20 protein-coding genes are annotated in these 17627 nt (G+C 37.9%); 2 read left to right on the top strand and 18 right to left on the bottom strand.

Going from position 1 to position 17627, the window contains the following annotated elements:
- Position 1: 1 nt before the first annotated feature.
- The 5 genes from J7E77_RS03885 to J7E77_RS03865 form a co-directional block, all read right to left on the bottom strand.
- A complete protein-coding gene (locus J7E77_RS03885) occupies positions 2-1519 on the bottom strand; it encodes a spore germination protein (protein WP_214712503.1) in 1518 nt (505 codons plus the stop codon).
- Between the two features lie 129 nt (positions 1520-1648).
- Entirely contained in the window at positions 1649-2491 is an 843-nt protein-coding gene (locus J7E77_RS03880; RefSeq protein ID WP_214712501.1) for a DegV family protein, read from the bottom strand.
- Positions 2492-2626: 135 nt separating this feature from the next.
- Entirely contained in the window at positions 2627-2878 is a 252-nt protein-coding gene (locus J7E77_RS03875) for a DUF2535 family protein (RefSeq protein ID WP_214712498.1), read from the bottom strand.
- Between the two features lie 224 nt (positions 2879-3102).
- On the bottom strand, positions 3103-3846 hold the full coding sequence (gene tatC / locus J7E77_RS03870; protein WP_168244829.1) for a twin-arginine translocase subunit TatC: 744 nt from the start codon (positions 3844-3846) through the stop codon (positions 3103-3105).
- Between the two features lie 170 nt (positions 3847-4016).
- Positions 4017-4211 (bottom strand): twin-arginine translocase TatA/TatE family subunit, encoded by a 195-nt coding sequence (locus J7E77_RS03865; protein ID WP_098931751.1) that lies wholly within the window; start codon positions 4209-4211, stop codon positions 4017-4019.
- Positions 4212-4534: 323 nt separating this feature from the next.
- On the opposite strand from J7E77_RS03865, the gene J7E77_RS03860 reads away from it, so the two are divergent.
- Positions 4535-4774, top strand: coding sequence for a hypothetical protein (locus J7E77_RS03860; protein WP_088088697.1), 240 nt, complete (start codon positions 4535-4537; stop codon positions 4772-4774).
- 71 nt (positions 4775-4845) lie between these two features.
- Here the strand turns inward: J7E77_RS03860 and J7E77_RS03855 are convergent, their stop codons facing one another.
- The 7 genes from J7E77_RS03855 to J7E77_RS03825 form a co-directional block, all read right to left on the bottom strand.
- On the bottom strand, positions 4846-5334 hold the full coding sequence (locus J7E77_RS03855) for a dihydrofolate reductase (protein WP_214712497.1): 489 nt from the start codon (positions 5332-5334) through the stop codon (positions 4846-4848).
- Positions 5331-6125, bottom strand: a complete 795-nt coding sequence (locus tag J7E77_RS03850) for a thymidylate synthase (RefSeq protein ID WP_214712492.1) — start codon at positions 6123-6125, stop codon at positions 5331-5333. Before J7E77_RS03850 ends, J7E77_RS03855 begins: the two co-directional genes overlap by 4 nt.
- A gap of 54 nt (positions 6126-6179) precedes the next feature.
- Positions 6180-6887 carry an anthrax toxin lethal factor-related metalloendopeptidase gene (locus J7E77_RS03845; RefSeq protein ID WP_214712490.1) on the bottom strand — a complete coding sequence of 236 codons (708 nt, stop codon included), beginning with the start codon at positions 6885-6887 and terminating at the stop codon, positions 6180-6182.
- A gap of 138 nt (positions 6888-7025) precedes the next feature.
- Complete coding sequence (locus J7E77_RS03840; RefSeq protein WP_088088701.1) at positions 7026-7604, bottom strand: TerD family protein; 579 nt, start codon at positions 7602-7604, stop codon at positions 7026-7028.
- Between the two features lie 33 nt (positions 7605-7637).
- On the bottom strand, positions 7638-8249 hold the full coding sequence (locus tag J7E77_RS03835; RefSeq protein WP_214712486.1) for a TerD family protein: 612 nt from the start codon (positions 8247-8249) through the stop codon (positions 7638-7640).
- Positions 8250-8297: 48 nt separating this feature from the next.
- Entirely contained in the window at positions 8298-9401 is a 1104-nt protein-coding gene (locus J7E77_RS03830; protein ID WP_214712485.1) for a toxic anion resistance protein, read from the bottom strand.
- 3 nt (positions 9402-9404) lie between these two features.
- Positions 9405-11042: a YceG family protein gene (locus tag J7E77_RS03825; protein ID WP_214712484.1), complete on the bottom strand. Its 1638-nt coding sequence runs from the start codon at positions 11040-11042 to the stop codon at positions 9405-9407.
- A 215-nt stretch (positions 11043-11257) separates the two neighbouring features.
- On the opposite strand from J7E77_RS03825, the gene J7E77_RS03820 reads away from it, so the two are divergent.
- Complete coding sequence (locus tag J7E77_RS03820) at positions 11258-11497, top strand: hypothetical protein (protein WP_214712483.1); 240 nt, start codon at positions 11258-11260, stop codon at positions 11495-11497.
- A gap of 1 nt (position 11498) precedes the next feature.
- On the opposite strand, the gene J7E77_RS03815 is transcribed toward J7E77_RS03820, so the two are convergent.
- From J7E77_RS03815 to J7E77_RS03790, 6 genes are all read right to left on the bottom strand, one after another.
- Positions 11499-12299, bottom strand: a complete 801-nt coding sequence (locus J7E77_RS03815; protein ID WP_214712482.1) for an HAD family hydrolase — start codon at positions 12297-12299, stop codon at positions 11499-11501.
- The gene (locus J7E77_RS03810) at positions 12296-13417 is read right to left on the bottom strand and encodes a cysteine protease StiP family protein (RefSeq protein ID WP_251026902.1); all 1122 of its coding nucleotides are present in this window, start codon (positions 13415-13417) and stop codon (positions 12296-12298) included. Before J7E77_RS03810 ends, J7E77_RS03815 begins: the two co-directional genes overlap by 4 nt.
- A complete protein-coding gene (locus tag J7E77_RS03805; protein ID WP_214712481.1) occupies positions 13398-14774 on the bottom strand; it encodes a phosphoribosyltransferase family protein in 1377 nt (458 codons plus the stop codon). The genes J7E77_RS03810 and J7E77_RS03805 overlap by 20 nt, the downstream gene beginning before the upstream one ends.
- On the bottom strand, positions 14725-15912 hold the full coding sequence (locus tag J7E77_RS03800) for an HpcH/HpaI aldolase/citrate lyase family protein (RefSeq protein ID WP_214712480.1): 1188 nt from the start codon (positions 15910-15912) through the stop codon (positions 14725-14727). The genes J7E77_RS03805 and J7E77_RS03800 overlap by 50 nt, the downstream gene beginning before the upstream one ends.
- Positions 15913-15988: 76 nt before the next feature.
- Positions 15989-16768 (bottom strand): TerC family protein, encoded by a 780-nt coding sequence (locus tag J7E77_RS03795; protein WP_214712475.1) that lies wholly within the window; start codon positions 16766-16768, stop codon positions 15989-15991.
- Positions 16769-16975: 207 nt separating this feature from the next.
- Positions 16976-17557 (bottom strand): TerD family protein, encoded by a 582-nt coding sequence (locus tag J7E77_RS03790; RefSeq protein ID WP_214712470.1) that lies wholly within the window; start codon positions 17555-17557, stop codon positions 16976-16978.
- Between the last annotated feature and the right edge of the window lie 70 nt (positions 17558-17627).

The following is a 17627-nucleotide window of genomic DNA, read 5'->3' as shown; positions in this document are numbered from 1 at the left end:
CCTATTCATCTACATCCTTTTTTTCAACACCTTTTCGTTTTGGAAAAAGTTCGTTGTCAACCGGACGGTTCGTTAATGGCCTGTAAGATAAAAATTGAGCCGGAAATTTGATAATACTGTATCCTAAGTCCCTCCACCTAAAGGGATAGACTGGCATGAGATAGGGTCTCCCAATTGTAGTTAATCTTAAAAGGTGAATGAGAACAAAACAAAATGATAGCATAATTCCAATTCCCCCCCATATACCTGCTAAAACGATAATTGGAAAACGAATCATCCGAACGGCGGTACCCATTATATAGCTTGGTGAAGTAAAGGAACCTAGCGCACTAAGTGCGATGATGATTATTAAAATATTACTTGTAAACCCTGCTTGTACCGCTGCCTGACCAATTACAATACCACCAACAATACCCATTGTTTGACCTACTTTGGTTGGCAGCCTTGCCCCGGCTTCTCTTAAAAGTTCGATAACAAATTCTAAAAGAAGGGCTTCTAGTACTGGTGGGAACGGAACATTTGCCCTCGATTGACCAAGCGAAATTAGCAGTGCTGATGGAATGACTTCATAATGATAAGTCAATACAGCCACATAGGCCGGGGTCAATAATATCGATAAAAAAATAGAAATAATTCGAAGCATTCTTAAGAAAAAACCCATATTCCAACGCATGTAAACATCTTCGGTTGATTCAAAGAAACTAAGGAAGGGTGTTGGTCCATAAATAGCAGATGGAGAACGATCCATCATTACGGCAACCCTCCCCCTCATTAAGGATAGGGTGACTCGATCTGGTAGTTCAGTTGACATGATTTGCGGGAATATCGTCCAACTATTATCCTCTATCAATTGGCCAAGAACCGTAGTATCCGGGATGTAATCATACTCTAACTCTGAAATTCTTTGGCGAAAGGTATTCACATTATCTTCATCCGCAATATCCTTAATATATACAAGCTTTCCAGGTGTTTTCACCCTTTTTCCGATCGTGATATCCTCCATGCACAATTGTGGATCTTTCAAATTACTTCTAATAATATTTAAATTACCAATAAGTGATTCTGTAAAAGAAATCTTTGGACCATAAACAAGGGACTCGGTTTCTGCCTTTTCAAGGGATCTTTCAACAGTTGTTCCGACATTTGCAAGGATCCCGTAAGGTTCACCATCCACATAAATGTACGTTTTTCCTTCTATTAAGGCTGAAACGATTTCTTTTAATTGATTGGCTGCAGAGATTTCTGCAATCGGCAATATTTGAGCAAGACTCTCGGTGGTCCATTCAACTTGTGTATTTTGTTGAACGGGTAATAATGCAAATTCATCAAAGCTTGTTTTATCAATAAGGCTGCTTAAAAAGCAAAAGATAATCTTTTTACCATTCTTTTTTAAGGTCCGAAAATTCAGATCTGAACAATCGCCTATCTCTGCTTTCAATTCTGATTTTAGATCGTCCACATTTAAACTATGAGGTTTTTTATCTTCAGACTGTTTATTTTCTGATCTTCGCTTAAACATTGGCAACACCTTAACCATTCAGTTTTTTTTATCATTACCAAAAACGCTAATTTTAACCAAAAGAAAAGAAGGGTGTCAGGCACCATGTGAAAACTTCACATGGTGCCTGACACCCTTCGTCTGATAAATTTATTCAAAATAATACATGAGGGCAATTGTCCCCGGTCCAGTGTGAGTGCTTATCGTAGGACCCGTGTAATCAATCGAAATATCTTTATACCCAGTTAATTCAGTAATTGCCTTTTTCAGTTTAGAGGATAATTCGTATGCTTCCGCATGAACAATGCCAGCACCACATATCGTTTTTCCTTGGACATCCTCCGCAAATTGCTTGGCCATATATTTAACCACCTGTGTATGGCTGCGAACCTTGGCGACAGGATTGTATTCCGCGCCTTCAAGCGAGGCAATCGGCTTGATATTTAATAATGAACCAATAAAGGCTTTGCCCTTACCAATCCGTCCACCCTTCACCATGTTCTCAAGGGTATCTATCATAATATACAATTTTGTATGTTCGCGCACCCTATCAAGCCGGTTAAGGATTTCGTCCATACTCTTACCCTGCAAGGCCATTTCCGCTGCTTCCTTTACCTGGAACTGGAGGGCTATCGAGATAAACATCGAGTCAATGACTGTAACTTTCGTTTTCGTCATTTGGGCTGCACTCTCAGCAGATCGAACCGTTCCGCTCATTTTGCCTGTCATATGGATTGATAATACCTCATAGCCTTCTTCCCCAAGCCGGTTGTAAACTTCAAGAAAGGTACCCGCAGAAGGTTGGGAACTTTTCGGTAATTCCACGGATTTTTTCATTACTTCTATGTATTCAGCTGCATCAATTTCCACTCTGTCTAAGTAAGATTCACCATTTATCGTTACGGACAATGGCACAACCACTATACCCAGTTTTTCGGCCATTTCTAGCGGCATGTCCATTGTTGAATCGGTTACAATTTTAATTTTGTTCATAACAATCACTTCCCTAACAGTACTGCTATGTATTATACCGTTAACTACTATTGAAAGGAATAACATCCATCACTTTTCATGTTTTTTAAAATAAAAGAGCACCGCTGGGGGATACCCTGCGGTGCTCGAATGGCATTAAGCGTTATTCTTTAATTCTCCAACTTTAAACAATTGTTCATAATCTGGCCACTTCATGACCTTTTTCAAATAATCTTTAAAGGAGTAGCATTTTTTCAAGTTTTTTTCGTTGTAAAGCGACGTAACATACGTCTGTAAACGGACTTGGATCATAAATTTATAAGTGCTATCTTCCTCCAATACAGGAATGTCCATGACTTTAACCTTCTGTCCAACAACATTTTTGAACTCTAGGCTTTTGAATAACAAAATATCAATCCTCTTTTTCACCCGTTTGAGTATATTATACACTCTTTGGTCCTCGAAATGTGTCTAAATATGCTTGGATTAAAAAAATATTTATGAATTATTAATATGTTGATACTTAAAATACATAAAAAACAGGTCTTTCATCTAGTTAGTTAAATATATTCGTACAACAACAAAAAAAGACCCTAAGGTGTTTTATCTCTTAAGGTCTTTTTGCATTCCATTTATGCTTCGACTACCTCATCTTCTTTGTCTTCTTCCTGCAGCTTTTTCAAGCGTTTGCGGTAGACAAACTTCGATAAATTAATACTAATTTCATAAAGGAGCAAGAGTGGCAAGGTTACCACAAAATCAGACATAAAGTCTGGTGGTGTAATAACGATTGCAATAATAATCAGAACGAAATACGCATATTTACGAATTTTTGCTAAAACAAACGGATTAATGATGCCAAGTGAAGTCAAAAACATAACGACGACTGGAAGCTCAAACAGTACCCCGAATGGCAAGGTCATATTCATGATAAAGCTAAAATATCTTTCGGCAGTGAAGTTTGTGACAAACATATCTTTTCCCATATTCACCAAAAAGTCTAGAACCATCGGAAAGATAATAAAATAGCCGAAGGCAAGACCAATGATAAACAAGAAAAATAAAGCCGGAACATAAGAAATCGTTATTCTTCTTTCTATCGGTCTTAATGCTGGTCTAACAAATAGCCAAATTTGCAAAGCGAGAACTGGAATAGTACCCGCCACAGCTACAACAGTTGCCAGCATGAAATAAATCCACATTATATCACTTGGTCCGAGAACCATCAGTTTTGTATTTCCAACAAACCATTTATAGATATCGTCTACATAAATAAAACCGGCGATAAAAAAGACTACAAACGCAAGTGCAGATACAATAATTCTTTTGCGTAGTTCTTCTAAATGATCAACTAAATTTAATTCTTTATCATCCATGTACTTCCCCTGCCAATTTCAAAAGGTTAAAGATGTGCACGTATATATCGCTCATAGAGTTGACTCTAAACGAAATGGTGCCATTGTTTTAATAAGATGAACAAGTTTTCATGCGCTTTTATAGGTTAAACCCTGAGAAGAAAAAGGTGTAAGACTTAAAATCTCACACCTTATTTAATCAAATTTTTCTTTTCTTCATCAATGTCTTTCATAACATCGTCTGTTAGTTCACGGGTTGACTTTTTAAATTCTTTTAATGTTTGTCCGAAGGCGCGGCCAATTTCCGGAAGTTTCTTAGGTCCAAAAATAATCAATGCAAGTGTTAAAATCAAAATCAATCCTGGTATACCGATATTAGAAAACATGGATTTACATCCCCTTTAATTGTTGTATTATATCTACTATGATTATAGTACCGAAAATTCGTTTTTAGTTAGTTATATGCAATAATTCATAGTAAATTCACAATATCTAGAAAAAGTAAAACAATAGTGATATATAGCATTTTCGTATCACATTATTAATTACTAATGACAATTTAACAATTACAACTAACGAAGTCAATGATTAAATGCGTTTATAGAATTATTAAAATATTTTGATAACTTTCTTTTATTTGAATATAATTGGATCATTAATAACATATATTTTTCAAAATGACAAATAATAAGGATAGGATGTGATGAGGATGGAATTTTCACTTTGCAGTTATGATGGGGCTCTTCCTGTGGAGGTAACACTTGATGATGATAATGGAAGATACACCATTCGTAAAAGCGATCGTAGTGGGGAATATTTTAATAGCCCACTGGAACTAATAAGCTGGGTTAAAACACATTTCAACGAAAGAGAATTTTGCCATCCACATGAATTTAGGGGTATGCTAGCTAAATTAGCAGATTACGAATTAAATGGATCCTATTTCTAATATCAAACAAAAGAAAGCACCAGCGATGCGCTGATGCTTATTTTTATGAGTCCAAACCTGATCAATCCGAGCTACGATTTTCTTTCATATATTTTGAATTCATAATCGTACGGATTCTTCTCATCCATTAAGCCCTTTTCACTAGACACTAGTTCCCATTTGCTACGATCAAATTCAGGAAAAAACGTATCCCCTGCAAATTTTTCATGAATAAGCGTGATGTATAGACGATCCGCAAACTCAAATGTCTCGTTAAATATTTCTGCTCCACCAATGACGAAGATTTCTTCGCTTTGCTTTTTGCTGTACTTTACAAAATCCTCAATGGAATAAAAAACCGTACAATCTTCACTCTGATAATTAACCTGGCGGGTGATCACAATATTTTCTCTGCCAGGAAGGACACGACCAATGGATTCATGCGTTTTTCTTCCCATCGCAATTGGATGGCCCATCGTGACCCTCTTAAAGAATTTTAAATCCTCCGGCAATCGCCATGGTAATTGATTATCTTTCCCTATTACTCTATTTTCGTCCATCGCGACAATAAAAGAAATCATACACTCACTACTCCTTTAATGTGAGGGTGTGGATCATATCCCTCTAGTGTAAAGTCTTCATACTCAAAAGAGTAGATATCCTTGACTTGTGGATTAATTTTAAGAGTCGGCAACGCTCTCAGCTCTCTCGCCATTTGCAACTTTACTTGTTCGAGATGGTTTTGATAGATATGAACATCCCCAAAGGTATGGATAAATTCACCTGGCTCCAAGTCGCACACTTGGGCAATCATCATTGTTAGCAGCGCATAGGATGCGATATTAAACGGGACGCCAAGAAATACATCGGCTGAGCGTTGGTAAAGCTGGCAGGACAGCTTCCCATCTGCCACATAAAATTGGAACATACAGTGGCACGGCGGTAAAGCCATATTATCAACATCAGCAACATTCCAGGCATTGACAAGTAGTCTTCTTGAGTTGGGATTCGTTTTAATCTGGTTGATAAGCTCTGTGATTTGGTCAACGGTTTTTCCATCCGCACCTGTCCAAGAACGCCATTGGTGACCATAGACAGGACCTAATTCCCCATTTTCGTCTGCCCATTCATTCCAAATGCGGACCCCGTTTTCCTGTAGATACCGAACATTCGTATCCCCATTTAAAAACCAAAGCAGTTCATAGATAATCGATTTTAAATGTAATTTTTTGGTCGTCACGAGTGGAAATCCCTCTGCCAAATTAAATCTCATTTGATAACCGAAGGTACTAATTGTACCGGTACCAGTTCGGTCGCCCTTTATGTTTCCACTTTCTAGTACATGCTTACATAATTCTACATATTGCTTCACCGTGGACACTCCCTTATCTGCACATATTTATCTATTTTATCAATCAAGGACAAATTAGTGAAGCGATAGCTGTTTCAAAAATTCAAATGTTTTTGGTGCTTTCTTCCGTAATAGTTCTTTTGTACCATCATTTAAATAGTACATTGCGAAGGTCTCTGCAAAATATTCTTCCGGATATAAAAAATAGCTGTTTCCCGGAAATAATTGTTCATGTTCCTTTTCCCATACGCTCATAAAGTCCTTGGAACCACTAATTTCCCCATACACATAGCGATCGATCGAATGGGCCAACTCATGTAATTCTAGATTTACAGAACTATGACCCTTTCCTGATTCACTGGAACCAATCTTAGCAAGGACCACCTTCGATCCTCCAATCCCTGGGACATCATCCCAGGTTACGTTAGATGTATAACCCCGCGGAACCTGCCCTTCTAATTGCCTTGCAGTGGGATTATCCGTTAGCTTTCCATTAAAAAGTTTCAGGTTAATTCCCTGATTGTTTATTTTTTTCAAAAGGGAGAAAGGTAAAGAATTGATTCTGGAAATCATAGCAGCCGCTTCTTGTTGATCAAAGTGCTCCTTTGGTAATACAATTATTTGATCTAAAAGTGCTACTGACCGATCATCTTCAAGAGATTGGTAGATTAGCGAATTTCTAGGATAATCTCCAAGCAAAATACCATCATAAGAAGCTTGTGATGTAGTTATGGATGATAGAAACAAACCAGCGATTAGTAGAGTAATTACCGATTTACGCAAATTATCATCCCCTAATAATTCAATATATTAATTGAATTATAACATAGGACTTAGTTAGTTAATTTGAATTTACAAGCCAAAAGTGGGGAATAAAGGCAAAAAGCTGCCGAATCCGGCAGCTTCACAATTTTAATAAATTTAAACTTCTAATCCATAATTTCGGCAAAGGGAGGCTAATCCACCTGCAAAACCACTGCCGATCGCGTTAAATTTCCAATCACCGTTATGGCGGTAAAGTTCACAAATAACAACCGCTGTTTCGACCGAAAAATCCTCGCCAAGGTCAAATCTTAAGACCTCATTATTAGTATCTTCGTCAACCAAGCGAACAAAGGCATTAGAAACTTGGCCGAAATTCTGGAATCTTGCGTCCGCATCATGAATGGTCACAGTAATCGCAATTCGATGCACATGCGTGGGAACTTTACTAAAGTCAATCTTGATTTGCTCGTCGTCTCCGTCACCTTCTCCGGTTCGATTATCACCCGTATGTTCAACAGAGCCTGAAGAGTGAATCAAATTATTGTAAAAAATAAAGTCGGAATCCTGGATAACTCTGCCATTCGCATCTGTTAAAAACGCGGATGCATCCAAGTCAAAGTCATTTCCACCATGATAACGATTCGTATCCCAGCCGAGGCCAACAATTACCTTGGTTAGCCCAGGGTTCGTTTTTGTTAAATCAATTCTTTGTCCCTTTGCTAAGTTAATACCCAAACGTATCACCTCTATTTGAACTTTATTAATTACCTAACTAAAGGAACGAACAACTTCACTAAGGCTGGCAGCATTTGTACCACTGCCGATTGCCGCAAACTTCCAGTCATTGCCGTGACGATAAATTTCTCCTGTCACAAGGCATGTTAGCCCGCTATAATCATCTGATAAATTATAATGGATGAGCTCTTGATTGTTTCCAGGATTCACGACTCGGATAAAAGCATTTTTCATCATCCCAAAGTGCTGCTTTCTCTTCACACAGTCATAGATATTAACAACGAAAACAAGTTTCTGAATATTGGACGGTACTCTGCTTAAATCGATCATTACCTGCTCGTCATCACCGTCTCCGTCGCCTGTTAAATTATCTCCTGAGTGTTGTACACTGCCGTCATTGCTCTTTAAGTTTCCAAAATAAACAACGTCCTTATTGTTTTGCAGCTTGTCGTTTGCACCAAGCATAATAACGGAAGCATCACAGTCTATATTAGCTGAACCACCGCCACTGAATAAACCGCCGAATAAGCCGCCGCCCCCGCTGCTTTGTACTGGATCCCAGCCCAAACCTACCATGATTTTAGATAATCCTGGATTACTCTTCGTTAAATCAACACGTTGCCCTTTTTGTAAATTAATAGCCAATTCAATCACCCCAATAAGAAATTTAGTAAATCAAAAACTATTTATTAACTAAGATTGTTTCAACTGTTTAAAGTTATTTTGCAGTTGTTCTAAACGTTTGGTGCCTTCAATCCGCATCCGTTTATTTTCATCTTCGATAGCCCTTGTTTCCTGCATGCCTTTGATGATAATATTCCAAGATTCTTCAATCGTCTCGATTTTTATACTTGGACCTCCGGCAAGCCTAGCAATATCTGTGCTTTGCTGGGAGATGTTTTGCGCATTTTTCAGAAGCATTTCATTTGTCCTGCGGTCAAGTTCACTCATTGAATCAGCAACCAGCTTTTGTCTTTTCGCCGCCATCGCTTGAATCAGACCATTTTTAAAAATCGGGATGGTCGTCACAAATGCCGAATTGATTTTTCCAATCAGTTTCGTATTTCCTCTTTGCAAAAGACGAATCTGAGGAGCAGTCTGCAGGGAGACCATTTTGGCCATTTCTAGATCATAGATGCGTTGTTCTAATAACTCAATGACATTTTTCAGCGAGTCCAATTGCATGGAGGCAAGTTGATCACCTGCTCCAGCTCGGGATTCAAGCTGGGGAAGTTGATTATTTTTTAGCTCCTCAACTTTTATCTCACCCGCAACAATATACTTTTCAAGCGTTAAATAGTATTGATAGTTTTGCTCATACATTTGCTCGAGCATATTTGTTGCATCAACCATTTCATGCTGATATTTCGATATTTCTATGTATACCTTGTCGATCTCGGAGCCCATGGTTTGGTATTTCCCGAACAGCTTTTCGACCACTTTTCCACCCTTTTTAAAGAGCTTACCAAAAAATCCACCTGAAGTTTTTTGAAAGTCCTTAGCATCAAACTTATCCATAATCCGGCCCAGTTGTTTAAGCAGTTCACCAGAATCCTCCACTTTTGAAGTCTTCATATTGTTTAATATCTGATCCGAAAAACGGGAAATTTGGACGGCTGGTTCCTTCCCAAACTCTAAAACTTGGATTTGGTCACGCTCATCAATCGTACGGGCTAAATTTTGAATTTCTGGTTCTTTCCGAAGTGCAAGTTTTATGTCAGAGACTTTTGTTTCTGTTAGGATGTCATCCGTACCTGCTGGCTTTAAACCGCTTGATGGATTCGGCGTAAGAGTCACTAATTAATCTCCCCTTAAATTTTTTAAGATTCCTTGAAAAAGCCCTTTTTTAAAAATAGACGGTTCTTTAAATTCTAAATCAAAAACAACGTCTTCAAGCCAATGCTTATCAAATAAACGTTCGTCCAAGAAATTTTCAATATCATTATGACCAGGAGGATTATACAGGATGATATCAATACCAAATTGATTTAATAGCAAGATAAGTGCTGCATCTGACCTTGAGAGTATACCTGCTAATTCATTATTGAAAATGATTAATTTAGGTATATGTTGCGAGTAGTCAAATCTTTCGATTAACTGAATGATGGGTTTTGGCATAAACAAGGCCTGTGTAAATAAATACATTTTTACTTCTTCTATACTTTCCTTCGGGAAGGGCTTTAAACCTGGTTTTTCACAGATTCTCCTAACGGCATTAGCGATTCCTTTTTGTAATCCTGAAGATAAAAAGGAATATGGCCAGTAATGTGCTTGCATCATAGTAGCCGGATTAATTAAGCCATCCTTATCAAGGGCATTTCGATAATGAAAGCGAAAATCACTTGTGCTTGTCATCGTGATTGGCAAACGGCGAATCAGTAAACTATGCTCTAATTCACTGAGTGATTGCAGACGGTCCCAGTACTCTTTGCGATTTTTACTAACACCCTGTACTTTAGCAAAGATAGAAGGTATTTTGACTTGTCCGTTCCCCACCTCAAAATCTGGTCTGACCATCGCCATTTCTTTCCCAAGAATAAATAGTTCATCATAGGTCGTTTTTAATGTAATCGAGGACGGAGTATAGTCCCTTAATTGCCATGGTTTATAAAGACCTGAACCCTCTTGGTTTAAAATCGTTTCAATTTCTTTTGAGGCTCTATATGCAACCGTTGCCTTACGACTGCGCTTTTCCTTCGGGAACGGTTCCGCAGGCAGCTTATTTTGGAATTGATGCGAGAAGATTGGGTCCTCCATCATACCTTCTAAAATATCCTTACCTTCTGGATGGAAAATAACAATATCACAGGCAAGCCTGCTTAAATAATATAAAAAATATTGGTGGCTTTTCTTAAAGTCGCCGTACCACAAAAATTTAGGCATTTCGATTTGTGGATCAGCCCTTTCCAAAACGGGCTGTAAATGATTGATGGACCATTTAACAATGTCAACAAGCACCCGCCTAAGCTCGTGGTTCTTTAACCCGTCCCTTTCAAGTTTTGCGTACAACTCCAGTGTTGCGATCATCGCTTCTCTTATCTTCCTATGGATTACCGGTACCTTTGATTTCAACAATAACTGTTCCCCATCTAGAAAAGCCGTAAATCGGTTGATGGACAGCTTTTGTTCACGATTAATATTTATGACTTTTTGAATGGATTGAAAGTGAGTGTTGTTAATTGTTTTATCTAGTGATTCCTCACTTAGCAAATGAAGTCTCCATTCCTCATTATTAACATAATCAAAAAGCTGGTTATAATAGGTATCCGTATCAATTGGTATCCCAAGGAACTTTCCAAGTACTTGCCCAATGTTAATTTTTCCATTTTCTAATGAATAATTTGGCCGTTCAGGTAGCTGTTTTTTCAGCAATCCGTGCCAATTTTCATACGAAAGGGATACTGGATGGGCGATTAGCTGATTTAATGATGGATGCATTCATAATCCCTTCCTCAAAAAAGAAAGCTATTTTTCTAGCGCTAGAAAATTATGTAAGGTTTCCATAACATCATATCATAGTTATTTAATTGGTTCATTTGTTTATACGAATGTCATAAAAAAATGTTTCGTCTTTTTCACCATTTCCTCATTTTTCACCTTTTTCCTTGTCCTTACATACTATTTGAGTACTGACGTTAAAGTAGGTGACTCGAATGAGATTTTTATATAAGCGGCCTAGGATAGAACACATTCAGGAAGAATTAAATACCGTGATGGAAGTGATGGTTTCCGATGTTTTTATTTACCTAGATTTATTTGTGTTTAGCTTAATCTTTACGATGCTGCTTTCTTCAACATTGCATTCACTAGCCATGTCGATTCTATTCTTTTTTGGATGCTATAGTTTATTTTCTTGCGTATACTTATTTGTTTTTAACCGAAAAGTGAAATAGATTAAACTATAAGTTGTTGCAGCTGTAAAAATTGTTGGGTAATCTCCTCCCCTGCACTAACACCATAATTTTTTGTAAGTGTAAAATCACTAGTGCCTGACACCCTTGCAAGCTCACCATGGGCTGGGACAAATCGATATTGGCAGTTTTTCAGAAAGTCCCAATCTAGTACGGAGTCCCCCGCACCCGCAATGACTTCCATACCTTCTCGCTTAGAGATAAATTCAAGTGCATCCCCTTTGCTGATCGCAAGAGGGATAAAGTAGAGCTTTCTCCCCTGTACGGAGATCCTCCAACCATACGATACAGCCAAATCATTAATCGCTTTTCGATCTGAAGCAGGTGGAAGACTGTTTAAGATGAAATAGAAAAATAAATTCTCCGCCTGCTTTATTTGCCCATCAAAATGAAAGCCTTCTCTTTTTAAAATCGCAAGCAACTCATTTTGGGGAACCGATTCCGCGTTCATACGCTGAAAAATATAGGTCGACCAATCTTTCATTATTTCACCTTCATTAATAATATTGGCCCCATTTGAAGTAATTGCATATTTTAGCTGTATGTCCTCCTTAAAAATGTAGAAACGGTTAAATTGCTCTGTTGTCCTCGTTGTAACCGGAACAAAAAGACTAGTTAGTGATAGCTCTTTTAAAGCAAAAAAGGATCGTTCTGTCATATAGGCAACCCAATTATTATCTTTTTTTTCAACGGGTTTTATGACTGTTTTATCTAGTTCTCCTAGTTCTTCTATAGCCCGTTTCGAATAAACCAATGTACGATCAAGGTCAGATGCAAAGATCATTTTTTAATCCCCTTAACCGACTTGATTAAGCCGCAGCATAAGTACTTTAAATTTGGATATGGTACAACCTCTACACCCTTTTCTTCGGCAAGCATTAGAATATGTTTGACAAAGGGACTTGAAGGATCGCGCATTAGTATCTTCCATGGAACCCTGCGAAGCAGAACTCTTGTTGTTTCTCCGACTCCTGGTTTGATATAATGGGTACTTTCAATTTCAAACTCAGATTGAATTCGCTTGACGTCCTCCATCCCCAAGAATCCAGTTTCTATTTTCTCAGTTTCCTTATGTGTAGCCATCTCCGCCGCTTCGCTTGCAATGTTTACAAATTCATTGCTAATCAAATCAATATATTCATTGGAAACATCAACAGGAATCAATTCCTCGTAATACTTAGCTCCATGGAATTCATCCTTCCCGATATATTGATCATTTAAAACCGTCCTGCTTACCAACCCAGATACAGTTGAGTTTAAACATGCACTAGGAATTAAAAAATCCTCGCGAGTTCCGAACAAAGTGGTACAATAACCTGGATCTGCGATGACTGCTAATGTGTCGTCGAGGTTTATCCCATTTTTTTGTTGATAATCATGACAGGCTTTGGTCAATTCAAGCGAAATTGCCCCTTTACCTGTCCACCCATCAACAAATTGAATATCAGCCTCTGGATGTTGGCTAAGAATATATTGAAGTGCATTTTCGTCAATCCCTCTGTCGCGGATAATTGAAACACTGTAATGCGGCAATAATACATGGTAATGCATGTGAATATACCTTTTTATTAATATCCCCACAGGCGTTCCTGCACGAGCCAGAGAAACAAGTACGGCCCTATCACCCTTAGATTGATAGATTTGTTCAGCCACAACACCAATACATAGGGCAACTTTTTGTTTGTATTCCTGTAAGGTTTCCCAAAATAAATCCACATACGCCTTTGGCGGCTGGTACTCAATTGGCAGTGATTCGCTGTAGTGAACACCTGATTGAACCATCAATTCCCGATTTTCAGTCGAATCCTCTAGCTGTATATCACTTAAATCCTTTAATAGAAATTGAACATCCTCCGCATTATAGCTTCCGATCTTTGCCGGTTTATTGATTCTGGTTTTCAACTTGTTCACCTCGATATTCAGAAAAAAAGACAAGTCTTATCATCTTTATTTGTAATTTATTTAGTTCTTTCAGTAATGGTTGAAGATTCTCTAACTTTACTGTTCTTTCAAAAAAGATAAATATTTCATCGTAGAATCCTGGTGGAATATTGTAAAAAAAGTGAGTAATATCTTGGTCTTCAGGATTAGGAAAAGACGCACCATACCTCGCTCCGTATCCTACTTTGTCTTCGATAAAAATCGGGCTTCGGGTTGTGGATTGATAATAAACACCTTTACCCATTTCGGCAGCTAATTTCATCGGAAGATACATAAACTCTCCAGTTCCTAGGCAAAGCGTCCTTTTTCCAATCCTTTTTTTGTTTAAAACGGCCGCAGCTGCAGAGGTTTTCTGTTGAAGACTCCTATTTTCCGTACTGCTTAGGCCGAATCGACCTGTCTCTTTAATAAATGCTGCCTTATTCATCGGGTTATTGGATGAATAGAGGGTCATGGTAAAAAAAGGTGATAGGTCTATTTGTTCGACAGAGGACTCGACGCGCTTGTTCGATTCCTCTTTTATTGACCAATTATTCATTTCATTATGCTGTTTAACCTGTACTGTACCAGCCAAAAGGCTTACCACATTAATTTTTATCCCCAGGTCCTGTTCAAGACGGATAAAACCATATCGATTTTCTTCTGAACGCCAATCCAAAATGGAAACAACGGTATAAACATGTCTTGGGAATTTAGCATGGATTGATTGGATAATATTTAAAGCGGTTTTACCCGTTGTCAGTTCATCATCAACGAGGATGATTTCTCGTTCATTTTGTATCATTTCTAACGGAATAAAACAACGATGTGATGTCGCATGGGAATGCTCTTCTTCAAAGGTAATTTTTGGTTTTTCCTGTTCGAGTTCTTCTCTAGTGGTATGAAAGTATTCAGCCGATTTAAAGCAATCAAAGAAAGCATGCCCAAGTGAGGTGGCGGTTTCAGCAAATCCTATCACTACAGGACGAATATTGTCAGGGATAAAGTCCTTACTCTGATATGATTCTCCATTTTTAAAGGAGGTTAATAGACTCTCAGTTTCTAAACATTTTATCTCCTTTACCGTTTCAAGGAATCTCGCACCAAGAAGTGCTCCAGTTTGCAGTCCCTTATTGGGATCAATTGGTAAGTGTTTACCGAGCACTTTACTTACAAACAAAAACGACCGTTTCTTATTTATTCTGGCTGCCATTGTAAATAATTCTTCTAGTGGCAAATCATACGGATTTTCAGAAACTTCTATCTCTGTTTCAATCGAGTCTAGGATATTATACATATACTTCTTTTTTGATAAGGTCAATGGTTGTGAATTCTTCATGTAACACCCCGTACAGCTGTGATTTTAAGATGGTTTTCTTTGCCCAATAATAATGAGGTTTTATCTCATTCATTTTATTAGCAAAATTACTTTTCAAAACGCCAATATCCCCATTTGCCGCATTTATGATATTGCTAGCATCAATGAATTCCTCGTAAGAAACGACATTTAGGGCTTGCACTACTTTGATATGTGAAGGATGAATAATCGTTTTTCCTGTTATTCCGTTTGCAATATCCATTAAGATTTCCTGGATTAAACCATCCATATGTTCATTGATTAATTTTGCTCTCCATTTCAACCCTTCATCCCCGTACCGTTCGCGGAACGGTGTTTGCCTAAGCTGCGGCTTTAACATTCTCTTTTTCGCAGAAAAATACTCCCAAACTGGACCCGATACAACGTAGGAACTATCAAAGCGTTGAAAGACATTGATAATATCTGAAATGCAATCTCTTAAGACAGCGATATCATAAACGGTAGTATCCGCACTACGGCGAATTCCATATAATCCACAAAAATCAGTAGCCCCAATCCGAACATTAAGAATAATGTCCTTGTAGCGATCAAGAAGATTCTTTATACTCATTAATTCTTCCATTCTCGTTTCTTTTTGAATGACCTTTGCTGTCTCCAAGATCGGCATAGCATAAAATGGGTGCTCCTTTGTATGTAATCGGTGTACTTCCATTAATAATTCTTCTCCAATTTCAGCGCTGAATTTTGGAAGCACGACCCCAGTAAGCAGACTTATTGCATCCCCTAATTGTTCGGTAACCCGTTTTAACTGCTCAAGGTTTCGGATTCGGATAAACATAAGCGGTAGATCTGTATAGCTCAAAAAGCCTTTATTTAATTCAAAAAATAACTTTAATAATTCACTGATAAGCATAGCCTCAGCATCAGTTACCTCGTTATCACCAACAGCATCTTCTAAGTCGATGACAAGGGAGGTTAAACCTTCATGCTTCTTAGAGAGGATTTCTTGATGAATATTAGGGCGTGTGGCAGGCATATAAAGCGTGGCGCCTAAACCATAGGACAGTAGTTCACGGTGAGAATATTTAGTATAAGCCTGCGGTTTTTGAAAGAAGAATCGTTTAATTTCATTTTCGTAAAAGTATGTAAAAAATTCCATAACCACTTTCTCCTCTTTAAAGGTAAAAAATAGAGGAGACGGACTCTCGTCAGCTCCCCTTTTTAGTCAACAATTTTTAGTTTTCTTTGCTAGTTTCCTTTTTCTTATTCATGAAGTGAACAATAAAGGTAGCTCCAAATGTTACGGCTAGAATAATAAAGAAATGTAATGATTCAATATGGATGTTGAATAATGGTAAGGTTAGTGCCATCTTAATAGAAATGATTAGGATTAAGATATAAGCCGTAGTTTCAAGTTCAGGAATCCTGTCAATTAGTGTAAGAAATACTCCGGCAACGCCACGCATCATTAACACGCCAAGGATCCCACCTACAAATAAAATCCATACCTGATTGCTGACACCAAATGCAGCCAGTACGCTGTCTACTGAGAATGCAATATCCATTAATTCAACGGCAGCTACCGTTCCCCAAAAGGTACCAAATAAGCGTATTAGCAAGCCGCCTTGGTTAATTCCTTCTGCTTCCTCATCATCGTGACCATCATCACCTTTACGCTTATCGATGAAATACTTAATCGCTAACCAAGCAAGATACGCGGCACCAAGGGCTTTAATGACCCAAAACTTGATTAAGTATACTCCGATTCCAATCGCAATAAATCGGAATATATATGCTCCTAATAAACCATAGAACAAGGCTCTCTTACGCTTTTTAGGTTCCAAATGTTTAACCATAACGGCTAAAACAAGCGCATTATCAGCAGAAAGTAATCCTTCTAAAATAATAAGTGTCCCAATAAGTCCCCAGCTGACTGGATCGGCTAATATTCTACCCCACATATTCAAATCAAAAAATTGCGCATAGGTGTCCAAGATATGATTCAAAACTGACATTAAAGTAATTCCTCCTAGAATAGAAAAGCGGATGCGCCTTGTTCAGGGGCGACAATCATAAGACGACCCGGCGTGAAGGTTATTCTTTAACCTTCACGACGGATTGGCTGTAGACCATAGAGCCCCTAGGCGCAGCAGCTAGACATATTGTTAACAAAGCTTTTGTAAAAAGACCCATTATTGATTGGGTCTCTTCATTTTGAAATATTAACCTATAGATAGTCCAAAGTCAGTTGCAAGTGCAGCTAATCCGCCTTGATAACCACTGCCGATGGCACTAAATTTCCATTCACCATTGTGGCGATACAATTCACCAACAACAATTGCTGTTTCAATCGAGAAGTCCTCACCTAAATCATAGCGAATCAATTCTTCACCGTTTGCCTCATTGTAAATGCGGGCATAGGCATTTGAAACCTGTCCAAAGTTTTGATTTCTGCTTTCTGCATCATGAATTGTAATTGTAAACGCAATCCGCTGAATATTGGCTGGAATAGTTGTAAGACTTACTTTAATGCCTTCATCATCACCATCACCAGCACCTGTGCGATTATCTCCGGTATGTATTACAGCTCCATTTGCTCCTTGTGGATTATTATAGAAAATAAAGTCACTTTCATTCGAAACTTTTCCATTTTCTCCTAATAGGAAAACAGATGAATCTAAATCAAAGTCATTTCCACCATCATATTTGTTTGTGTCCCATCCTAATCCAACCACAACATTTGTTAAACCAGGATTGGTTTTTGTTAAATCAACTTTTTGACCTTTTGATAAACTTACTGCCATTTTTCATTCCTCCAATTTAGGTAATAGTCTATTTACGAGTTTGTCATAAAAAGGTTTCATTTATTATAAT

The organism is Bacillus sp. ISL-77, assembly GCF_018613105.1.
The sequence above is the reverse complement of the archived record's forward strand: the minus strand, read 5'-3'. Positions and strand labels throughout refer to the sequence as shown.

Excerpts from the sequence above, each read along its gene's own strand:
- J7E77_RS03855 (WP_214712497.1), bottom strand. The coding sequence starts at position 5,334 with ATGATTTCTTTTATTGTCGCGATGGACGAAAATAGAGTAATAGGGAAA.
- J7E77_RS03825 (WP_214712484.1), bottom strand. The coding sequence starts at position 11,042 with ATGCATCCATCATTAAATCAGCTAATCGCCCATCCAGTATCCCTTTCG.
- J7E77_RS03820 (WP_214712483.1), top strand. The coding sequence starts at position 11,258 with ATGAGATTTTTATATAAGCGGCCTAGGATAGAACACATTCAGGAAGAA.
- J7E77_RS03815 (WP_214712482.1), bottom strand. The coding sequence starts at position 12,299 with ATGATCTTTGCATCTGACCTTGATCGTACATTGGTTTATTCGAAACGG.
- J7E77_RS03790 (WP_214712470.1), bottom strand. The coding sequence starts at position 17,557 with ATGGCAGTAAGTTTATCAAAAGGTCAAAAAGTTGATTTAACAAAAACC.
- J7E77_RS03795 (WP_214712475.1), bottom strand. The coding sequence starts at position 16,768 with ATGTCAGTTTTGAATCATATCTTGGACACCTATGCGCAATTTTTTGAT.
- J7E77_RS03805 (WP_214712481.1), bottom strand. The coding sequence starts at position 14,774 with ATGAAGAATTCACAACCATTGACCTTATCAAAAAAGAAGTATATGTAT.
- J7E77_RS03800 (WP_214712480.1), bottom strand. The coding sequence starts at position 15,912 with ATGGAATTTTTTACATACTTTTACGAAAATGAAATTAAACGATTCTTC.
- tatC (WP_168244829.1), bottom strand. The coding sequence starts at position 3,846 with ATGGATGATAAAGAATTAAATTTAGTTGATCATTTAGAAGAACTACGC.
- J7E77_RS03865 (WP_098931751.1), bottom strand. The coding sequence starts at position 4,211 with ATGTTTTCTAATATCGGTATACCAGGATTGATTTTGATTTTAACACTT.
- J7E77_RS03880 (WP_214712501.1), bottom strand. The coding sequence starts at position 2,491 with ATGAACAAAATTAAAATTGTAACCGATTCAACAATGGACATGCCGCTA.
- J7E77_RS03860 (WP_088088697.1), top strand. The coding sequence starts at position 4,535 with ATGGAATTTTCACTTTGCAGTTATGATGGGGCTCTTCCTGTGGAGGTA.
- J7E77_RS03885 (WP_214712503.1), bottom strand. The coding sequence starts at position 1,519 with ATGTTTAAGCGAAGATCAGAAAATAAACAGTCTGAAGATAAAAAACCT.